Genomic DNA, 18,417 nt, shown 5'->3' on the forward strand with positions numbered 1-18,417 from the left:
CTCTACCCCTGATAGGTCATAACTCCTATGTACAAGCAGTAGCAATTACCCCCGATGGCAAAAAAGCCGTTTCTGGTTCAGATGACGAAACCCTGAAGGTGTGGGATTTGGACACAGGAAAGGAACTCTCTACCCTGACTGGTCATAACTCCTATGTACAAGCAGTAGCAATTACCCCCGATGGCAAAAAAGCCGTTTCTGGTTCAGATGACGAAACCCTGAAGGTGTGGGATTTGGACACAGGAAAGGAACTCTCTACCCTGATAGGTCATAACAACTCGGTACAAGCAGTAGCAATTACCCCCGATGGCAAAAAAGCCGTTTCTGCTTCTTATGACAACACCCTGAAGGTGTGGGATTTGGACACAGGAAAGAAACTCTCTACTTTTATTGCTGAAAGTTCTATGTATTGCTGTGCAGTTTCCCCAGATGGATTAACAGTTGTCGCTGGAGACACATCAGGACGGGTGCATTTCCTGCGCTTGGAGGGAGGGAATATACAATGAGCAAATCTTATTTTATTTATCTTGATGTTTGTTGCTTAAATCGCCCTTTTGATGATTGGAGTTATGATAGAAATCGTTTAGAAGGTGAAGCAGTTATTAAAATTTTCAAGCTGATTAAATCAGGAAAATATAAATTAGTCAGTAGCGAAGCTATCCAAGCAGAGTTAAGAAAAATGACTAATCTTGATAAATTAAAAGAAATTAGAGAACTATTAAAGCTAGTTGATTATGAAATAATTTTAAATGAGGAAATAGATCAACGTTCCCAAGAATTAGAACAACTAGGATTTAGTCTTTATGATTCTTTTCATGTCGCTTGTGCTGAATATGCTAAAATAGATGTATTATTAACAACGGATGATAGATTACTTAAAAAAGCAATTAAATATCGTAATATATTACAAGTTCAATTAGAAAATCCTGTAAATTGGTTAATGAATAGTTTTCTATTAACTGGAGATGATGAAAATGACACTGATTGAATTACGTACAAAAGGTTATCAAGCCTTAGTTAAAGAGTTAGGACAAATTGACACAATACGCTTTTTACAAGAAATGGGTTGGGGTTCTGGTGATTATACAAAAGAACGCCAAGAGTCTCTAAAAAATGTAACAAGAGCAGAATTTTGGCAAGATATTGAAGAAATTAGAAAGGATAAAATTTGAATTTTTCATAATATGAAATAAAGGTAACTTAATGTTTAATAACACAAATCTTACAAATCTCAGAGGATATCCCCCAGAATTTCAGCAAATCATCACCGCTAAAAATCATAACTTTGTCGGTCGTGAATTTGTCTTTTCTGCTATCAATAGCTTTCTCCATCAATATGACCGGGGTTATTTTACTATTATCGGTGAACCTGGTATTGGTAAAAGTGCTATTATTGCCCATTATGTTAGCCAAAATACGGGAATTGTTTATTACAATGTGGAAATTCCTGGTAAAAATTACGTTGAGGAATTTCTGACAAATATCTCCACTCAATTAATAGAAATTACCCAAAATCAAGGTAGTGAAAATATAATTGATGATTTAACAGATTCTACTATTGATAATAGTAGTTTTTTATCTTTATTACTGCAACAAATTAGCGATAAATTACATCCTGAACAACGGTTAATTATTACTATTGATGGTTGTGACAGAATTGATATTAATAATCAACCACGCGGGTCAAATTTATTCTATTTACCTCGCTATTTACCAGAAAAGGTTTATTTTATCCTTACTCGTCGTCCATTTCTGTCAGATAAATCAGGTTTATTAATTGAAACTCCATCTCAATTTTTAGCTTTAGCAAATTACACAGAACAAAATCGCGCTGATATTCAGGAATATATTAATCATTTACTTTCTCAAAATATTAATCATCAATTATTAACACCAATTGATAATGATGAAGTTAACTTTATGTATGTTAGCGAAATTTTGACAGCTATTAATAACAATATCTATCCTGAGAATTTACAACTTTATTATCAAAATCATTTAAACAAAATGAATTTAACAACTAGTGAACAGCAAACAATGGCTTTACAAGTGTTAAATATCTTCATTCAAGAACAATCTCTTTCCTTAGAAAGGATAGCAGAAAGATTAGATGAAGATGAATATGACATCAAGGTAATTTTAGATAAATGGCGAGAATTTTTACATTTAGAAAAAATTGGAGAAGAGATTAATTATAATCTTTATCATGCTAGTTTTCGTGATTGGTTAAAGCAACAAATTGAGGCTAAATGTTGAGTTATCCAGGAAGATAGTAAATTACGTAAGTAGATTAAGTAATGTAAAAATCTTGAGATAATTTGGTAGTAAGGGCTTCAGCCCTTAAATTAGGACTAAAGTCCTCACTACAAACTTTGAATTATTCAGTCTATTCTACTTATATAAATAAATACTGAGATAAATTGACATACTAGACTAGATACGTACAAATTTGCGATCGCTGGTATTATATTTGGGTGCAAATTCCTAAACTAGGATTTTCCTATCTATGTCAAAAACTTTTTAGGTTACTTTAAGTCAATAATTGGATACTTCTATCAAAAGGAATATAACCGTGACTTTATTTCACAAGCATACTAACTTATTGATAATGTCCGCCTTGCTGGGTTTAATAACTTTACCAAGCATGGTAACACCAGCTACAGCCCAAACAGACAAAAATCCCAGTCAGAATCAAAGTTCTACTCCTACTTATCCAGCCGCACCACCACCGGAACGAGTCCAACCCTTACCGAATGAAAGAGAGTTAGAAGAAGGTAAAATGGAGGTGGATTATCGGATTAGTAACTTACTAGGAGATTTTACAGGTAATCTTTGGGTGGGTTCGTGGCGGGGATTATCACGGATTGACCCCAATACAGGTAAGGTTATTTCCCGCGTCAGTTTACCAAATATTACTATTAATGCTTTAGCACAAGATAAAGTAGGGCGTTTGTGGGTAGGAAACAATGAAGGTTTAACCAGAGTAGACCCCCAAACCAGTCAAATTACAGCCCAAAACTTATTATTACCCTCCAAACGAGTATTATCACTGTTACTTGATAAGCGGGGTTACTTGTGGGTAGGAACTGATGCTGGGTTAACCCTGGTTAGTCCTGACCAAGGCTTAATTATGACCACAGTTCAAAATATGCCTGGTGTTAGTGTTAATGCCATGACTTTAGATGCTAATGGTCAACTGTGGGCGGGGACATTGGAAGGACTGGTAATGGTGAATACAGCCAGTGCTTTGCTGATGAAAAGAATCCAAGATTTACCAGGGGGAACTGTACAGACTTTAGCAATTAGTCCAGAAGGATTAATTTGGGCCGGAATGCCAAATCAATTGTTAGTAATTAACCCAAAAAATGGTATTGTATTGCGGTCAGTGACTCCACTGCGCGGACGCAACGTTACATCAGTTAGGTTTGCCAAAGATGGCAGTGTGTGGGTGGGTACTACCAATGGTTTGCTGCGATTAAACCCATATACAGGAGCAGTTTTAGACCAAGTGGCCGGACTTCCTTCCAGTCGTGTTTTGACCCTTGCACCGGATATTGGCAATAAATTATGGGTGGGAACAACGGAAGGTTTAGCTTGGTTAATGCCTTCAGTCGGTCAAGCCCGGCCTCATTTTGGTTTTGGTCGGTATGTAAAATAGGGAATAATTGACAATTGACAATTGACAATTGACAATTATCAATTATCAATTATCAATTATTTATGCCAGTTACAACCCAACAATTAACTCAATGGAAACAACAAGGACGGGCGATTGTTGCGTTAACTGCTTGGGATTATGCGATCGCTCAACTTTTAGATCTAGCTGGTGTAGACTTAATCCTAGTTGGTGATTCTCTTGCAGTTGTCCTTGGTTATGAAACTACGTTACCAATAACTTTGGACGAAATGATCCACCATGCTAAGGCTGTGCGGCGTGGTGTTAAAAATGCTTTGGTGGTGGTTGATTTACCATTTTTGACTTATCAAGAAAGCATCTCCCAAGCCATGCACTCCGCCGGTAGGGTGTTGAAAGAAACAGGGGCGCAAGCGGTAAAGTTAGAAGGTGGTTATCCCGCCATGGTAGAAACTATTAGCCGCTTAGTCCAGTCTGGAATTCCGGTTATGGGTCATGTCGGTTTAACACCCCAATCAATCCATCAATTAGGATTGCGACAACAGGGAAAAACCCAGGAAGAAGGAGAGAGGATTTTTAATGAAGCGATCGCTCTCGAACAAGCTGGTGTTTTTGCTATAGTATTAGAACATATTCCCGCAAAACTAGCACTGCAAATTACTCAAAAACTCCGTATTCCTACTATCGGCATCGGTGCAGGTTCTAGTTGCGATGGTCAAGTATTAGTCACTTCTGACATTCTCGGACTTTCGGAAAAACAACCACCATTCGCCAAAGTTTATACAAACTTACGAGAAACAATTACCAAAGCTGTACAAGATTACGCTGTGGAAGTGCGAGAACGACAGTTTCCAAGGTAGTCAAAAATAACGTAATGTAGAGACGTTCCATGGAACGTCTCTACAAAGGTTTGGAAAAATCCCCAATTAAACCAATTTCAAATCAGGATATTCAGCAAACAAATCATCAGATGTCAGAGTATCTCCTTCCGCTTGGGGAGTCCACAACACTTCAATCGCTAAAAGTTGTTCACCAGAAAGACTACCAATTTGACGTAAAGCTTGACGTAAATCATCAGCACTATTAACAGCGGGAATTTCACATTTACCCAAAGTTGCCGCTAATAAGGTGACAATAATATATTCTCCTGGTCCTTCGCTAATCAAACGGGTGGGATTATCTAATTCACCAGGTAAAGCTTCTTTATTAAGAACAGCCTTTAATTGATTATTGACATTAGAAAGAGTTTCTTCACTAAACTTACTCCGTTCGGCTAAAGATAGACGATTGAATTGGGATTCAGCGGAATTTAATTTTGCTTGTTGAGTTCCACCACCTGCATATACCCAGTATTCAGGGTGACGTAGTAAAGCTAAACTCGCTTCTTGTAAAACTTCGCTTCTTCCGGCTGGAGTATTGGTATCAGCAGCCTCAGCAATTTGATTAAGTTCGGTTTGTAAATTTCTGGCTTGGGCTAATAAACCAACTTGTAAACGGGTAACAGAAACCGAGGGATTGCTGCTATAGTTTGCTTCTTCAGTTTCTCCACTAGTAACACGACGAAAAGTTTGGACTAAAAAATTAGCCATTGCAAAAAAGATTAAAATCCCAAACAAACCGCCAAAACCGCCGCCAAACCCCCATAAGGGTAAAAGAAACGGAAATCCGAAACCACCGCCATAGGGAGCAGCATAATAACCGCCTCTACCAGGCATACTGCTACGTGGTGAGTAGGTACGGCTTGAAGGCATTCTAAAAGAACCACCACCAATGCGTCCACCACTACGGGCTGCTAAGGCATTATCAGCATGGCTAAAGGCTAAAGTTAGCACTAAGCTAAGAATGAAGGCGGTTTTGAATAGAGGTTTGAAGAATCTGTGTAGTTTTTTACCCATAAGACATTTATTGCGAAAACTGTATTTTTATGATTACTTCTCCTACTGGGAGGAGTGGTGCAGTGTATAGCACTATTTCTAATCTAGCGTGTCTTGTTTTGGTTAGGCAGAAAATAGGGAGGGATTTCTTGGATTGATAACCGTACCTCTTTCTGGAATTATTTTTAACTGTGTAGATTATTACTAATAATTACTGGCGTAGCAGAGAAACAATATAGTTGTAAATGATACAAGATTTATTTTTGATGATTAATCTTATGATCAACTAATTTTTTCCGGATAGAGGCAGAATATTTAGCACCTATATCTTAGGGGGTTTGACTTTTTAATAAGTGATGTAAATGCAGTGACAATTAACAATTTTATACTTCTTACCTTTCCTCTGTAGGAATAGGTTGCATTGTGATAAATATATCCATGATTACCATTTAGAGGTACTCAATTTTAACGTTGGCTAAACGTTATGATTGATACTCTAACGAATAATGACAATAATGTAAGTAACAAAAGGTCAAAATAATGGGTGTTATCAAATCATTATTTGGTAGGAAAGTCTATGATCTAGATTACCAAATTGCTAGATATTTTATGGCGATTTGGCACAAAAACAAAGACTATTTACGGTATTCTAAAAGGAATAGTTAGATATAACAATTTCCGAGTAGTTTCTGAGTAATCTCTTGGGAGTACAAGTTATAAATCATAGCTATCTTGGATTATGCAGATAAATGATCTAGAATTGATAAACACAGGCAACTTAAACAATAAATTTCACTGGTAATTGGGTGAATAATTGACAGTTATGTTAGGTTGATAGTTTTTAGTTTTGCTAGTCAGACGTTACATCATATACAGCAAAATTTAGGAGTTACCGAGTCAGAAGTAAAAACATGAGTGTTAGTTGATAGCTCAACGTGGCGTTAGCTATGTTTGGATTTCAACCTTCTATTTCATTTTCTTGCACTGCAATATATTGTCAATTCTCTTGCTCCTACATTTTAATTATCAGGTGAAATTTTGATAGATTGCAACATGAAAATTGGGGATTTAATAGATTTATCAAGTTTCCAAAAGTAAAAAATATCAGAAATACCAAATTAGTGACTTATCCCACTCTTAGTTAATATTCTTCTCTAGCACTCAGCAAATTCTAAGTACCTATAGTTAGTAAGTTGACAAAACAATTATTTATAATCAGAAATTACTGCTAGTTTCTATTGTAAATTTAGGTTGTTACTTTTCTAGCGTTTATCTGGCAGAGAAATAAATGTTTTTTGAGTTTTGCTTTGATTCTATTTTAAAACCAGGTTGATTTTGCCTTTGTTGTTAAATTTTCAATAGTAAATAATGACTTAAATTCCCAAAGATGGCGCTAAGTTTTAGCTAATTTATCAAGCTTAATTATGGAAAATATATCACAGCTAGGGTCACAAGTTAGAGATAAAACAGCTTATCCAGATATCCTAGTCATTTCTCGGATATTTCGTCCACAAGATGCCGTAATTGGTGAGTATGTTTATAATCGTTGTTTGCAAGATCCTGAGCGAGTAATTGTCTTAGCTGGTGGTTGTGCTGGAGATAAAAAATTTGATAAATCCCAGCAGTTTCCTGTTTATCGCTGGCTTTATTTTCGTTCTTTTGCTGATAATTGGTTAGGAAATATTCTGCAATCTTGGTTTAATATTATTTGTTCTTTTTTACTAGCTATTAAATTATATTTTCGTTATCATTACCGCTACATTGAATGGTGTCACGGTTATGATTTTCCAGCATTGTTGATACTCAGTTATATTTTACCAATTCGCTTTTTTATCTATTTACATGGTAATGATTTACTGCGTACTGCTAATAATCCTTTATGGAAATGGCTCTTAAAATTAACTCTGCAACGTGCTGAGGGTATTGTTTGTCATAGTTCTTATACTCGCAATTCGTTAAGAAATACTTTTCGTTTAGATACACCAACTCATGTGATTAATCCAGTAGTGAGGCCAGAAAGATTTGGTAATCCTACTAGTTTGAGTCATATTGATGATTTACGTAACCGTATTCGTCAAACTTACAATATTCCAGAAACAGCGATAGTTGTTCTTTCTGTTGGTAATTTGGTTAAATATAAAAACTTTGATCGGGTAATAGATAATATTCCCGTATTACTAAATTTTGGTGTAGATGTTCATTGTATTATTTGCGGTGAAGGATCTTATGAAAACCAGCTAAAATCCCAAACCCAAAGATTGCGAGTAGATAAAAGGGTACATTTTGCGGGTTATGTACCAGAAAGGGATTTAGCTGGTTATTATGCTGCTTGTGATATTTTTGCTATGTTGAGTTCAGATAATCATCAAGATTACACCATAGATAATTTTGGTTTAGTTTATTTAGAAGCAGGTTATTTTGGTAAACCTGTCATTGCTTCTCGCTTAGGTAGTGTTTTAGATGCGGTTCACCATGAAGAAAATGGCCTGTTGGTAAATCAGGATTCTGGTTATGAGGTTTTGCAAACTTTTAATCGTTTGTGTCAAGATTCACAACTGCGGGAAAAACTTGGCCGTCAAGGTAAGGAATTAGCTAAACGCAAAAATTATCATCGCTGGTTATATAGTCCTGAATCTTGTTATTCTTGTTTATTGAATTAACCACCACCAACTATAGTTACTACTTCCAAGCGATCGCCATTTTTGATTTGAGTTTCAGTCCAAAATTGACGATGTAATATTTCACCGTTGTATTCTACTGCGATTAAGCGAAGATTAAAACCCAACTGTTGGAGTAATTCGGGTAAAGCTGTTGGGGATAAACAATTGCGGGTTTCTCCATTGACTTGGAGACTAATTTGATCAGACATAAATAGAAATTTTGAATTTAAGAGTTATGAAAATATAGCAGATTTAAGGTTTATGAGGTACAGTCACAGTCAGAATCACGGATTAGACGGATTAAAGGATTTCACAGATTAAAATTCAATTTTGAAAATTACCTTATAAAAATGAATCAATATCAACGAGTAAACAACCTTCAACGACTTCATATATATTTTGTAGTAATTCTTCAAAAGTATCTCCCTGGGTAGCACAACCAGGAATAGCAGGAACTTCTGCCCAATAACCTACTTCTTCTTTGTGAATAATTACTTTTATTTTCATGTTTGGAAGTTCAATTTTTTAGGTGACTGATGATTTAAAACAATTGTAGCATTTCCCAATCTGCTGAGGTACAAACTTATCTGCGTTTATCTGCGTTTATCCTCTTCAATCTGCGGTTAATTCTTTTTTCGGTGTACCTCACTTGGATGAAAATCGGCAAGGTAGGTAACACTAACCTACCATAATTACTTTCTACGTTCCAGATTTGATTCTGTGCAGTTGAGAGAGAAAATACTGAGTTGCTAGAGTAGGTTGATCTGATTCGATGAGCGATCGCACTACAGCCACCCGTTGCGCTCCTGCATTCATCACATCATTCAGATTATTCATATCTATTCCCCCAATCGCAAACCAGGGAATTTGACAATTTTGGGAGACATATTTCACATACTCTAAACCCGCTGCGGCTTTACCTACTTTAGTCGGTGTTTCATATACAGGACCCACACCAATATAATCTGCACCTTCGGTAATTGCCCCTTGCATTTCTTGGGGATTTGTGGTAGAGCGGCCAATAATGCGTTGGTTGCCTAATAATTGACGCGCTACAGCAATGGGCATATCTTGTTGTCCCAAATGGACACCATCGGCATCCACAGCTAAAGCTAAATCCACTCGATCATTAATAATGAATAAAGCGCCGTATTTGTGACACAACTGCCGTAATTGTATAGCTCGTTCTAAACGCACCGAATCATCAGCGGTTTTTTCCCGATACTGTAACAGAGTTAATCCACCTTGAAGAGACGCTTCCACAACTGCGAATAAGTTATCAACGGGAGAAGTTACCAGATATAAATGCGATCGCCATAATAACTGATGACGCTGATAACCCAACAAATTACTTTCTAGGGTGTAAACCTGATAACGCATTTGTTTACAAGCTGTCCCCATATTCCCTTGATAAAGCTTGCCATATTCTTCTAATACCCGCAAAGCTTCTTGCACACGGCAAAAATTAGCCTGTAATAGAGATGTAATATCAGCCCGTTGTTCCTCTTGGGGATGAGTTAAATTAGTCCCTATATCTCCAGGTGTATCTCGTGCTGCCCGTAATTCAGCCGTATGCAAAGTACCCAACTCTTGGCGCAAGTGTTTACATATACCTGACAATTGGGAATCATTTAAACCAAACCGACACCATTCTTCAATAATTCGCAACCCCTCACGAGCGCGATCTAAATTGGCATCTAAAATACGATAAATAGTTTGCTGTGTGTGACTATGGGCTGAAACCATTACAACAACCCCATTTTTAGTGCCTTGATCGTAATAGCCAGCCTGGTTCATATTGTAATTGTTAAATATTTGCTAACTAATTATGGTCAATTTGTCAAGAGATGAGTAACATCATCAACATACTACTCTTAAATAGTATAAAAATTTATTGTATAACAGTTGCTATGTAGCAGTTGCAATACAGTCCTGATAAAAATAAGACACAAAAAGATTATGAACGTTTCTGCTATATGTTTTACAGGAGTTTTATAAACAATGATAGTTCCCCAAAAGTCTGTGAACACCCTGAGTTTCTCAATCTTGAGTTTAACCGTTGCTGTAGGAGTGACAAGTACAACCTTCTTAACGACAAACATCAATAGTGTTTTTGCTCAAGTTTCTAGAGGAGGAGAACAAATTCTTCCAGGTGAGAAATCAATTTCTCAGGTTAACCAATTGTTTGTCAACCCAAGTATGGGAAATGACACAACAGGCGATGGTAGTGAAAGCGCACCTTGGCAGACAATTACCCAAGCTTTGGAAGCATCACAGTCTAATACTGTAATTATCCTCTCTTCCGGTACATATAACGCCAAAACTGGAGAAGTATTTCCGCTAATTTTAAAACCAGGTGTGGCGATTCAAGGCGATATCAGCAATAAAGGGAAAACCGTAATCATTAATGGTGGTGGTGAATACCTCAGCCGCAGTTTCGGTGGGCAGAATGTCGCTATTGTTAGTGCTAACCAAACTAGTTTAAGTGGTGTAACTGTTACTAACTCCAATAGTCGTGGTTATGGGTTATGGATTGAATCCAGTAATATTGTAGTTCGGGAAAATACATTTACGAGTAGTACCCAAGATGGAATTTCTGTAACTGGTGATGGTACACCTAGTATTAGCAAAAATCATTTTGTGCGGAATGGTGCAAATGGCATCACTATTTCTGGGAATGCTCGCCCGGAAATCAGGGAAAATATCTTTCAAGAAACTGGTTTTGGGATTAATATCGCCCAAAATGCGTCTCCGGTTGTAGTAGCTAACCAAATTCAGAACAATAGATCAGGTGTTATTATCCAAGCGAATGCTACACCACTATTCAGGAATAATGTTATTCAAGGCAATAGGGAAGATGGTCTGGTGGTGATTGCTCAAGGTAAACCAGATTTAGGTAGTAGTTATGATCCTGGGAGAAATATATTTCGGAATAATCGTCGTTATGATATCAATGCTAAAGCTGCTAAGTTGCTATTTGCTGCGGCTGGAAACAATTTAGTTAGTAGTCGCATTAACGGTAAGGTGGATCTGCAAGGTATCACCGCAGCTACAGCCCAAAATCCTTCCCCTCAAAGAACTTTAACACCTCTGATTAGAACTATTTCTAATCCTAATCAATCGCCACAATTACCAAATAATCAAGCTGATTTACCTCAGTTTAATTATACGCAACTTGACTCAGGTGCTATTGAATTTGTCGCTCCTCAAGCAGCATCTGGGAGAAATAGTCTGAATTTGGTCTCCCAAGGTTCTACAGCTACTGGGCAAAATGTCCGTTACCGGGTGCTGGTACTAGTTGCCAATCAGCAACAACAAAATTTAGTCAGTTCTCTAGCTAGTGATGCTTTTTCTACGGTTTGGCAAAATCGCAGGGTCATGCAAGTAGGAGTTTTTGGTAGTCAAGATAATGCTAATGCAGTTGTGAACACTTTCAATAACAGAGGTTTAAGAGCAGTGATTGAACCTGTTGAATAGGGAGTTCTGGAAATATTTACAGCATCTCAATTGAAACCTATACACAAAGTCAGTTTTGCTCCTGAATCCTGAATGGGCGCAGGCCCTGCGCCCCTACGACTGAATCCTGAATGGGCGCAGGCCCTGCGCCCCTACGAATCTTGCTGATTCTTTAAAAGACAAATTCTAAGTTTTCACTAGTGAGAGCTTTGAGTTTGGAGGTGAAGGATTCGGTGCGATCGCTCATTTGGGGCATAAACTGACCAATAGGGGGATGATTGGCTGTTGCTGGTAGCATTAACTGTTCTGCTGGTTCGGGTGAATTGTTTTGAATAGTTGCTTGTTGACTGATATCTGCTGTTAATGGAAAACAAGAAGATTGGGAGACTCTATTTTCTGGTTTGGAGTCCCATTTTTCTTCGTTTGGCGGTAAATTATTATTTATTTGGTATTTATAACTAACGGGAGCAGGTAATAATTGAGGACTTTTATGTTCTTCCGTCCTGATTTCCTGTTTAGCAGATGGTAAAACTGGTAAGGAGAGGGACGTGAGACGTTCCGGAAATTTGCTACAAATCATCCGTTCAAATTCCATATTGAAATGATATGTTGTCTCTCCTCTTCGTCGCCAAAAAGTCAAGATTTGCTGTACGGATATAGCCTTATAACGACCTTGATACAAAGCTTCGATGACTGCTAAGGGCAGCCAATTGAGTGGATATTCTACTTGCCAGAGGTTAACTAACTCACTAGGATTATACCCATTGAGATCAAAACTATAGTGAGTTAATAACTTAGCTGCTAAGTCGGCAGGAGGTTTTGGGGGTGTTGTTAACATGGGCTTTAAGTTCCAGGCAATAGGTATCAATATTTCACCCATCGCATCTAGCCTAACGTATTTTTAGCTACATGAGTGTTTTTTTGCACCAGCGGCAAATTTGATAGGCAGTGTTTTCCATTCTACTTGTCAATTGCTGATCTGCAAAACAATATATGGTGAGTTAATAACTTTTGTACGTTGACTGGCTACTAATGCCTGATAGACCATGGCCGCAACTTCGGCGCGTGTAGCTTCGCGGGTGGGTGCAAGTAGTTTGGGGTCAGGATAATTAACAATAATTTTTTGCTGGGTAGCGATGGTGACTGCTGATTGGGCGTATTCAGGAATTTTATTTTGGTCAATATAGGTTAAGGTTTTTTGGTCAGTGGGAGGGAGTCCGAGTCCGTTAACCAAGGAGACTATCACTTGTAACCGTTGGACATTTTGGCTAGGACGGAAGGTGCGATCGCTAAATCCGCCTACAAAACCACCCCTGGCGGCTATTTCAATAGCTTTAGCTGCCCAAAAATCCTTGGGTATATCTGTAAATTCTGGGGACGGGCGTTTGGCTGGGGGATTAAAAGCAGCAGCGATTAAAGCTGTGTATTGGGCGCGGGTCATAGGTTGATCCGGTTGGTATGTCCCATCAGCAAAACCTTGGGTTAAGTTCATACTAACTAAGGCACGGATAAATGCTTCTGCCCAATGTCCGACAATATCAGAAAAAGAGGGAATCTCTGTCTCTGGTTTGACAATGTAGGGAGAGGGAAGAGGATTTTCTTGACCAGTGGCGACTAATACCTGATAAATCAGGACTGCTACTTCCGCACGGGTAATTTCTCGTAGTGGTTCTAATTGATCTGGTTGGGGATAATTAACTACTAAGAGTTTTTGCGTAGCCACTGTCACGGCATTGGTAGCATAACTGGGAATTTGAGCGCGATCGCGGTAGATCATTAATACATTAGGATTACCACCAGTCAACTTCAAACCGTTCACTATTGAGACTAGGGCTTGAATTTTGGTTAAATTATTTCCCGGTCGAAATGTCCCATCGGGAAAGCCCATCAAAAAGCCTTTATCCGCAGTGCTGGCTATAGCTTGAGCCGCCCAAAAGTCTGATTTGACATCTTTGAATCTATTTAGTTGATTACTGCCAGGAAGTCGAAATGTCTTGGTCATTAAAGCCGCATACTGGGCGCGGGTAATGGGTGTGGATGGTTGAAAAGTCCCATCAGGAAAACCGCTAATAAAATCTTTGTTAACTAAGGCTTCGACAAAAGCCGCCGCCCAATGTCCTTCTAAATCAGCAAACCTGGTGCTAACTCCTATTTGACTAGGTGTGTCATTGGTAGCAGCCAGAAAGTCTACCAATCCAATCACCTGTGGCGGACTTAACTGATTACCAACAGACATGATTTTTTGATTTGTGACATTCTGTAAATCGAATTTACCCTGTTCTCGAAAAATGTTGTCAGCCGGATCTTGGGGACTTCCCAAATCAGGAACAGCATTACCATTCACCAACAGACCACCTTGGGTATTACTAGCAATCAGATTCCGTCGTAATACTGGTCTAGCATCACGAGAAAGAGCGATCGCTGTCCCATTTGCCAAAAGTTTATTATTTGCTAACAAAGGGGCTGCAAAGTCACTAATCGCTATCCCTAACGCATTGTTTTGAAAGAGATTCCGCAGCACTTCCCCTTTGCTATTCCTGGCTATAACTAACCCACTTACTTTATTATTAATAAATAAATTATCCACAATCCCCGGTTTCGCATTTCCAGTCGCAAATACCCCTTCTCGCGCACAATTCTTAAATGTACTATTAGCGATCGTTGGTACTGACGACTCAATCCAAGCACCAGTACCTTTAGCTGTGGTATTAATCACAGTCACACCCAAAAGACTCGCATCACCTAGTAACAACAGGCTAATATTTTGGACTCCGAAACTAGGGCTTTGATATTCCCCACTTCCAGAAATAATTATTTCCTGACCTTTATTCGCCTCATTCCCTACTAATAATACCCCTGGTGGAATAACTAAGGGAAATACCTCTGCATTAGCCTGACTATACGTCCCACTGGCTAACTGAATAATCGTTGATATTTTCGCCTGTTTAAGGGCGTGGGTAATACTTTTGAATGGATTGGTACGAGAACCCGTATTAGCATTATTTCCCGTAACAGGATTAACATAGAAAGTGACAACAAGACTAGAATTAACCATTGATTGTTAAAAGTGTATGGTTTTAATAGTGACATCCATAATTAACCATACTTTTGACACAATCAAGATTTCAAGTCACTAATTCTCATCAAAATCTAGTTTATCCAGAAATATGCTTTTCTGTATAATAACGCCAATTGATCCTCAGTAAACGTAACCAAGCCATCCAAATTTTCGCAGGTTGGTCAAAAAACGTAAAAATATCACCAAAACCCAAGTTAGTTTTTTGATGATGTACCCAGTGTTGTTCTGGCGTAGTAATAAATAATAACTTACACAAAAACGTCACAGCTTGTGGTGTTTGCCAACCCAAAGAAACTATGTGTCTCCACCACACATGAAACTGACCAAATAACAAACCACAAATTACACCCATAGGGGAAAAAGCCCATAACCAGACTCCTAACAGAAAATATGGTAATGCTCCTAAAATCCCATCTAAAAGTACCTGGAGATTAAATGTTAAAATGGCATAGTGGCGAAAACTCTTTTTCCTGGAGTGGTGAGTCGTCAGGTGTAAACTACCAAAAATGTGTTCAGGGACATGATAGAAGAAGGTAGAAAGAAAATCACCAAAAATCAGTAACAGGTAAGCAACAGCAATAGCTTTAAGCATCTGGAATCCTATTATATATCTACAACTCGATAGATATACTGTGTTTGATTTATCTGATCTTCATAATCTTCCAACTAAGACATATCCAATGAGCAAAGATTTGGTTAACATCAGCACAAATTTAAGTTAAATTGCAAAAGTCATACACCAGAAAAAAAATTCATCTTCCCAATCACCAATCACCAATCACCAATTACCAATTACCAATTACCAATCACCAATCACCAATCACCAAAGAGTGTATCAAGATGCCAAAATGGAAACTAACAACGGAATTTACATTTGATAGCGCCCACTATATCAAAGACTATAATGGTCCTTGTGGAAGAATGCACGGACACACTTATAAAGTCAGAATTGAAGCGCAATCATCAACTTTGCATTCTTCAGAATACTGTCCTCACCCAGTTATGGTTGCTGATTTTAGAAGTTTACGTTGGGCAAAAAAAGATGTAACTCAAGGAGGATTAGATCATTGTATTTTAAATGAAGTTTTACCTCCTGAATATGAAACAACAGCAGAGATGATTGCTAAATATATTTATGATGAAACTAAAAAACGTTTATCCAATGATATAAAACTTAAAATTGCTGTATCCGAAACTGCGAACTCTTGGGCAGAATACGAAGATGATTAAAGTTTGGATATATGAAATCGAGATATAAAAATAGAGTCTAGAAAACTCCCTAATTACGAAGAATAATTACAAAACAAGTCATAATAACACAGCCAATGTTCATGTACAGAACTTAAATAATAGGAAATACTAAAAGCGCAAATTGCTAAAAGTACAGGAACTACCGCACTAAATTCTAACTTGCCTTTTTTAAATATTTCTAAACAAGAAATAACAATAATTACAGGCCAAAAGATTGTAGTTATGATAACCATAATAAAGGATAAAAATTTCTCCTCTGGGGAAGATGTCGGGTGACGGAGAGAAAAAGTTAACCAATTAGTAAAAAAATATACACTCATCAGCAAATAGCTAATCACCAAAGTGAACTGAATTTGATCCACAGTACCTACTCCTTTAATGATATGATTTTTAAGGAAATATATCTATTGAAGATACATTTTAAGTGAATACTAAAAATACATTAATCAGCAATTATACTTGATTTAAAACTAAATTTAAGAGGATAGGGATTATACTTATTAATGTTAATTAGCTATTCCTACACGGGTATAGCATAGATATTTAAAAAATGCCAAATAAAATGCAGCATTTAATACTCTCAAATTATTTTAATTTGAGGTTAGGGTAATAAATGTCAAAAAACCAGAAAACAGAATTCGCAAATACTGTATATTTGGGATGACAATCAAGAAATATACTGAAAATTTAAAGCTGGTAGTTAGAAGAATTTCGATAACTATAGCCGATATAAGAATCTTTTTGAATGTGCTGTTTAATACTATCAAAGTCTACAAATTCATCAGCTACATCAATCAAGTGATTCCGTCGCTGTGCTTCAATATCATTAGCAGTTGTTTGCAAACCAATTACTTCTACTCTAGCTCCCATACCGCTAACAGCACTGACAGCATAGGATAAATCACCATCTCCACTGACTAAAATAGCCGTATCGTAATAGGGTGCTAAAGTAATCATATCAACAGCAATTTCTACATTGAGATTTGGTTTTTTGTAATTATCTACAACGACACTCATATCTTTAGTAACTACACGATAACCGTTTCGACGCATCCATAAAAGAAATCCCTGTTGCTTTTCGTTACCACTGTCCATGCCAGTATAAAAAAAGGCACGCAATAACCGCGAAGTTTTAGTTAAACGACAAAGCAATTTTACATAGTCAATCTCAATTCCTAGTTGCAATGCAGCCTGAAATAGATTTAACCCATCAATAAAAATTGCTACTCTACCACGATTATCATCATCCCTCAGTGTAGTATGATTGGCTGGTTGGGGTTCTTTCGCTTTGATACTGCCTTTAGTAGCTGGAGCTTGCCAATGAGGTTTTTCTTTAAGTTCTTTATACTCGTTTGTTTTTTTGTTAAAATTATTAAACTCCATTGATACCTCTAAAGATTAAAATTGGGGATTTTGTAGGTAAATTGACAATAATTGAATGTTTAGTAATTTAGTAACACTACCCTAGTTAAATTAACACCTACCAAATAGATTTTAGCCAATTTTTGCTAGGTGAATATGATATTTTGCCGTTTACCTGCATCTACTTTACACAAAATGCACGCTTTTGGGCAAAATTCCCTATTTATATAAATATCCCGATTACCGGAAAACTCAGACTCAGATACGAAGACTCTTGTAATTGGTGGTTAAGTCTAACAAATGTCTATTTGCCTGATTATTCACCTAGTAAAAAATATTACTGTGAAAGTTTTTTGTATAATGATATATCTATTGTTAACATCAAAAAAAACTAGCGATTAGAGGACAAATATTTGATTTTTGGGCGCGTAGGGTTACGCTTAGAGCGATCGCATAACCAACCCTAAACTTTGCCTAATGCACTCTACAAATACTGAGCTTTTTTCAAAATTAAAATACTATCAACAAAATGCCAAATATCAAAAATGCGGAATTCCCGAATTTTGTTTTAATCATCAACTTAATTTAATTAAAAATCTTGTATAAATACAAATACTCAAATATAATATTTATTACTACTTTCTGTCAGCACTAAATACTATCTAGGGTTATACCTAAAAAATTTAGCATTTGTGTTCCTTTATCAACTTTGAGCTTACTTGCATCTGCTATGGCACGCAAAACAAAAACAGCATCCCAAAATACAGTAACTCCCTTAGCTCTTTCTGACTTACATCTTCAGTTAGAGGGTTTAGAGAAAGAACACCAATCTCTATTAAAGCAAATTAAAAAAAGCGGACAGAACTCAATAATTTTGTTAAAAAGATGCGTTCTTTAGCGACAGAAGTATTTCATCGAGTCAGTCCAAATATGAGAACAATGGCAGAATTAGATGCAGAAATTCATGCTTTGTTTACAGAAGTTTTAACTACAAGAAAGTTGGGAAAACAAACTCAAAAAAATATAGCATCCCTATACAGAAGTTTGCAAATGGGGGGAATTATTAGTTACAAAGCTATTGAAGAAGAAGATGATGATGAT

At 37.1% G+C, this 18,417-nt stretch carries 18 protein-coding genes and 1 pseudogene; 10 read left to right on the forward strand and 9 right to left on the reverse strand.

The features are described from left to right. From FJR38_RS03375 to panB, 6 genes are all read left to right on the forward strand, one after another. On the forward strand, window positions 1-506 hold a 506-nt coding region (locus FJR38_RS03375), incomplete at its 5' end, for a WD40 repeat domain-containing protein (RefSeq protein WP_168535392.1). Next, a complete protein-coding gene (locus tag FJR38_RS03380; protein ID WP_168496195.1) occupies window positions 503-988 on the forward strand; it encodes a PIN domain-containing protein in 486 nt (161 codons plus the stop codon). The genes FJR38_RS03375 and FJR38_RS03380, both read left to right, overlap by 4 nt. Further along, complete coding sequence (locus FJR38_RS03385; protein WP_168496193.1) at window positions 975-1,172, forward strand: hypothetical protein; 198 nt, start codon at window positions 975-977, stop codon at window positions 1,170-1,172. The genes FJR38_RS03380 and FJR38_RS03385 overlap by 14 nt, the downstream gene beginning before the upstream one ends. 31 nt (window positions 1,173-1,203) lie before the next feature. After that, window positions 1,204-2,256 carry an ATP-binding protein gene (locus tag FJR38_RS03390; RefSeq protein WP_168496191.1) on the forward strand — a complete coding sequence of 351 codons (1,053 nt, stop codon included), beginning with the start codon at window positions 1,204-1,206 and terminating at the stop codon, window positions 2,254-2,256. A gap of 388 nt (window positions 2,257-2,644) precedes the next feature. Further along, entirely contained in the window at window positions 2,645-3,658 is a 1,014-nt protein-coding gene (locus tag FJR38_RS03395) for a two-component regulator propeller domain-containing protein (protein WP_371418137.1), read from the forward strand. Window positions 3,659-3,720: 62 nt separating this feature from the next. Further along, a complete protein-coding gene (gene panB / locus FJR38_RS03400) occupies window positions 3,721-4,494 on the forward strand; it encodes a 3-methyl-2-oxobutanoate hydroxymethyltransferase (protein ID WP_168535393.1) in 774 nt (257 codons plus the stop codon). Window positions 4,495-4,560: 66 nt separating this feature from the next. Here panB and FJR38_RS03405 read toward each other — a convergent pair whose 3' ends face one another. After that, window positions 4,561-5,529 carry a DUF1517 domain-containing protein gene (locus FJR38_RS03405; protein WP_168535394.1) on the reverse strand — a complete coding sequence of 323 codons (969 nt, stop codon included), beginning with the start codon at window positions 5,527-5,529 and terminating at the stop codon, window positions 4,561-4,563. A 1,403-nt stretch (window positions 5,530-6,932) separates the two neighbouring features. Here FJR38_RS03405 and FJR38_RS03410 point away from each other — a divergent pair. Beyond that, complete coding sequence (locus tag FJR38_RS03410) at window positions 6,933-8,168, forward strand: glycosyltransferase family 4 protein (RefSeq protein ID WP_168535395.1); 1,236 nt, start codon at window positions 6,933-6,935, stop codon at window positions 8,166-8,168. On the opposite strand, the gene thiS is transcribed toward FJR38_RS03410, so the two are convergent. From thiS to FJR38_RS03425, 3 genes are all read right to left on the reverse strand, one after another. Next, window positions 8,165-8,377, reverse strand: coding sequence for a sulfur carrier protein ThiS (gene thiS / locus FJR38_RS03415; RefSeq protein WP_168535396.1), 213 nt, complete (start codon window positions 8,375-8,377; stop codon window positions 8,165-8,167). The genes FJR38_RS03410 and thiS overlap by 4 nt on opposite strands. 133 nt (window positions 8,378-8,510) lie before the next feature. Then, window positions 8,511-8,675 (reverse strand): type II toxin-antitoxin system HicB family antitoxin, encoded by a 165-nt coding sequence (locus tag FJR38_RS03420; RefSeq protein ID WP_168535398.1) that lies wholly within the window; start codon window positions 8,673-8,675, stop codon window positions 8,511-8,513. A 192-nt stretch (window positions 8,676-8,867) separates the two neighbouring features. Then, on the reverse strand, window positions 8,868-9,965 hold the full coding sequence (locus tag FJR38_RS03425) for a thiamine phosphate synthase (protein WP_168535400.1): 1,098 nt from the start codon (window positions 9,963-9,965) through the stop codon (window positions 8,868-8,870). A gap of 204 nt (window positions 9,966-10,169) precedes the next feature. On the opposite strand from FJR38_RS03425, the gene FJR38_RS03430 reads away from it, so the two are divergent. Next, window positions 10,170-11,645 carry a DUF1565 domain-containing protein gene (locus FJR38_RS03430; protein WP_168535402.1) on the forward strand — a complete coding sequence of 492 codons (1,476 nt, stop codon included), beginning with the start codon at window positions 10,170-10,172 and terminating at the stop codon, window positions 11,643-11,645. 151 nt (window positions 11,646-11,796) lie between these two features. On the opposite strand, the gene FJR38_RS03435 is transcribed toward FJR38_RS03430, so the two are convergent. From FJR38_RS03435 to FJR38_RS03445, 3 genes are all read right to left on the reverse strand, one after another. After that, window positions 11,797-12,462, reverse strand: coding sequence for a hypothetical protein (locus FJR38_RS03435; protein ID WP_168535404.1), 666 nt, complete (start codon window positions 12,460-12,462; stop codon window positions 11,797-11,799). A 129-nt stretch (window positions 12,463-12,591) separates the two neighbouring features. Beyond that, window positions 12,592-14,679, reverse strand: a complete 2,088-nt coding sequence (locus tag FJR38_RS03440; RefSeq protein ID WP_168535406.1) for an S-layer homology domain-containing protein — start codon at window positions 14,677-14,679, stop codon at window positions 12,592-12,594. Window positions 14,680-14,779: 100 nt separating this feature from the next. After that, window positions 14,780-15,295 carry a sterol desaturase family protein gene (locus tag FJR38_RS03445; RefSeq protein ID WP_168496169.1) on the reverse strand — a complete coding sequence of 172 codons (516 nt, stop codon included), beginning with the start codon at window positions 15,293-15,295 and terminating at the stop codon, window positions 14,780-14,782. Window positions 15,296-15,543: 248 nt separating this feature from the next. Here FJR38_RS03445 and FJR38_RS03450 point away from each other — a divergent pair, with 248 nt between their 5' ends. After that, the gene (locus tag FJR38_RS03450) at window positions 15,544-15,933 is read left to right on the forward strand and encodes a 6-carboxytetrahydropterin synthase (RefSeq protein ID WP_168496167.1); all 390 of its coding nucleotides are present in this window, start codon (window positions 15,544-15,546) and stop codon (window positions 15,931-15,933) included. 53 nt (window positions 15,934-15,986) lie between these two features. Here FJR38_RS03450 and FJR38_RS03455 read toward each other — a convergent pair whose 3' ends face one another. Both FJR38_RS03455 and FJR38_RS03460 read right to left on the reverse strand, forming a co-directional pair. After that, a complete protein-coding gene (locus FJR38_RS03455) occupies window positions 15,987-16,316 on the reverse strand; it encodes a hypothetical protein (RefSeq protein WP_168535408.1) in 330 nt (109 codons plus the stop codon). Between the two features lie 325 nt (window positions 16,317-16,641). Further along, on the reverse strand, window positions 16,642-17,337 hold the full coding sequence (locus FJR38_RS03460) for an NYN domain-containing protein (protein ID WP_168535410.1): 696 nt from the start codon (window positions 17,335-17,337) through the stop codon (window positions 16,642-16,644). An 864-nt stretch (window positions 17,338-18,201) separates the two neighbouring features. On the opposite strand from FJR38_RS03460, the pseudogene FJR38_RS29220 reads away from it, so the two are divergent. Continuing rightward, window positions 18,202-18,417, forward strand: a pseudogene (locus FJR38_RS29220) (molecular chaperone DnaJ); the annotation flags it as partial.

Origin of the sequence: Anabaena sp. UHCC 0253 (genome assembly GCF_009712085.1) — a bacterium.
Classification (GTDB): Bacteria; Cyanobacteriota; Cyanobacteriia; order Cyanobacteriales; family Nostocaceae; genus Dolichospermum.

Coding starts and splice junctions, on each gene's coding strand:
- FJR38_RS03380 (WP_168496195.1), top strand. CDS start 503: ATGAGCAAATCTTATTTTATTTATCTTGATGTTTGTTGCTTAAATCGC.
- FJR38_RS03385 (WP_168496193.1), top strand. CDS start 975: ATGACACTGATTGAATTACGTACAAAAGGTTATCAAGCCTTAGTTAAA.
- FJR38_RS03390 (WP_168496191.1), top strand. CDS start 1,204: ATGTTTAATAACACAAATCTTACAAATCTCAGAGGATATCCCCCAGAA.
- FJR38_RS03395 (WP_371418137.1), top strand. CDS start 2,645: ATGGTAACACCAGCTACAGCCCAAACAGACAAAAATCCCAGTCAGAAT.
- panB (WP_168535393.1), top strand. CDS start 3,721: ATGCCAGTTACAACCCAACAATTAACTCAATGGAAACAACAAGGACGG.
- FJR38_RS03405 (WP_168535394.1), bottom strand. CDS start 5,529: ATGGGTAAAAAACTACACAGATTCTTCAAACCTCTATTCAAAACCGCC.
- FJR38_RS03410 (WP_168535395.1), top strand. CDS start 6,933: ATGGAAAATATATCACAGCTAGGGTCACAAGTTAGAGATAAAACAGCT.
- thiS (WP_168535396.1), bottom strand. CDS start 8,377: ATGTCTGATCAAATTAGTCTCCAAGTCAATGGAGAAACCCGCAATTGT.
- FJR38_RS03420 (WP_168535398.1), bottom strand. CDS start 8,675: ATGAAAATAAAAGTAATTATTCACAAAGAAGAAGTAGGTTATTGGGCA.
- FJR38_RS03425 (WP_168535400.1), bottom strand. CDS start 9,965: ATGAACCAGGCTGGCTATTACGATCAAGGCACTAAAAATGGGGTTGTT.
- FJR38_RS03430 (WP_168535402.1), top strand. CDS start 10,170: ATGATAGTTCCCCAAAAGTCTGTGAACACCCTGAGTTTCTCAATCTTG.
- FJR38_RS03435 (WP_168535404.1), bottom strand. CDS start 12,462: ATGTTAACAACACCCCCAAAACCTCCTGCCGACTTAGCAGCTAAGTTA.
- FJR38_RS03440 (WP_168535406.1), bottom strand. CDS start 14,679: ATGGTTAATTCTAGTCTTGTTGTCACTTTCTATGTTAATCCTGTTACG.
- FJR38_RS03445 (WP_168496169.1), bottom strand. CDS start 15,295: ATGCTTAAAGCTATTGCTGTTGCTTACCTGTTACTGATTTTTGGTGAT.
- FJR38_RS03450 (WP_168496167.1), top strand. CDS start 15,544: ATGCCAAAATGGAAACTAACAACGGAATTTACATTTGATAGCGCCCAC.
- FJR38_RS03460 (WP_168535410.1), bottom strand. CDS start 17,337: ATGGAGTTTAATAATTTTAACAAAAAAACAAACGAGTATAAAGAACTT.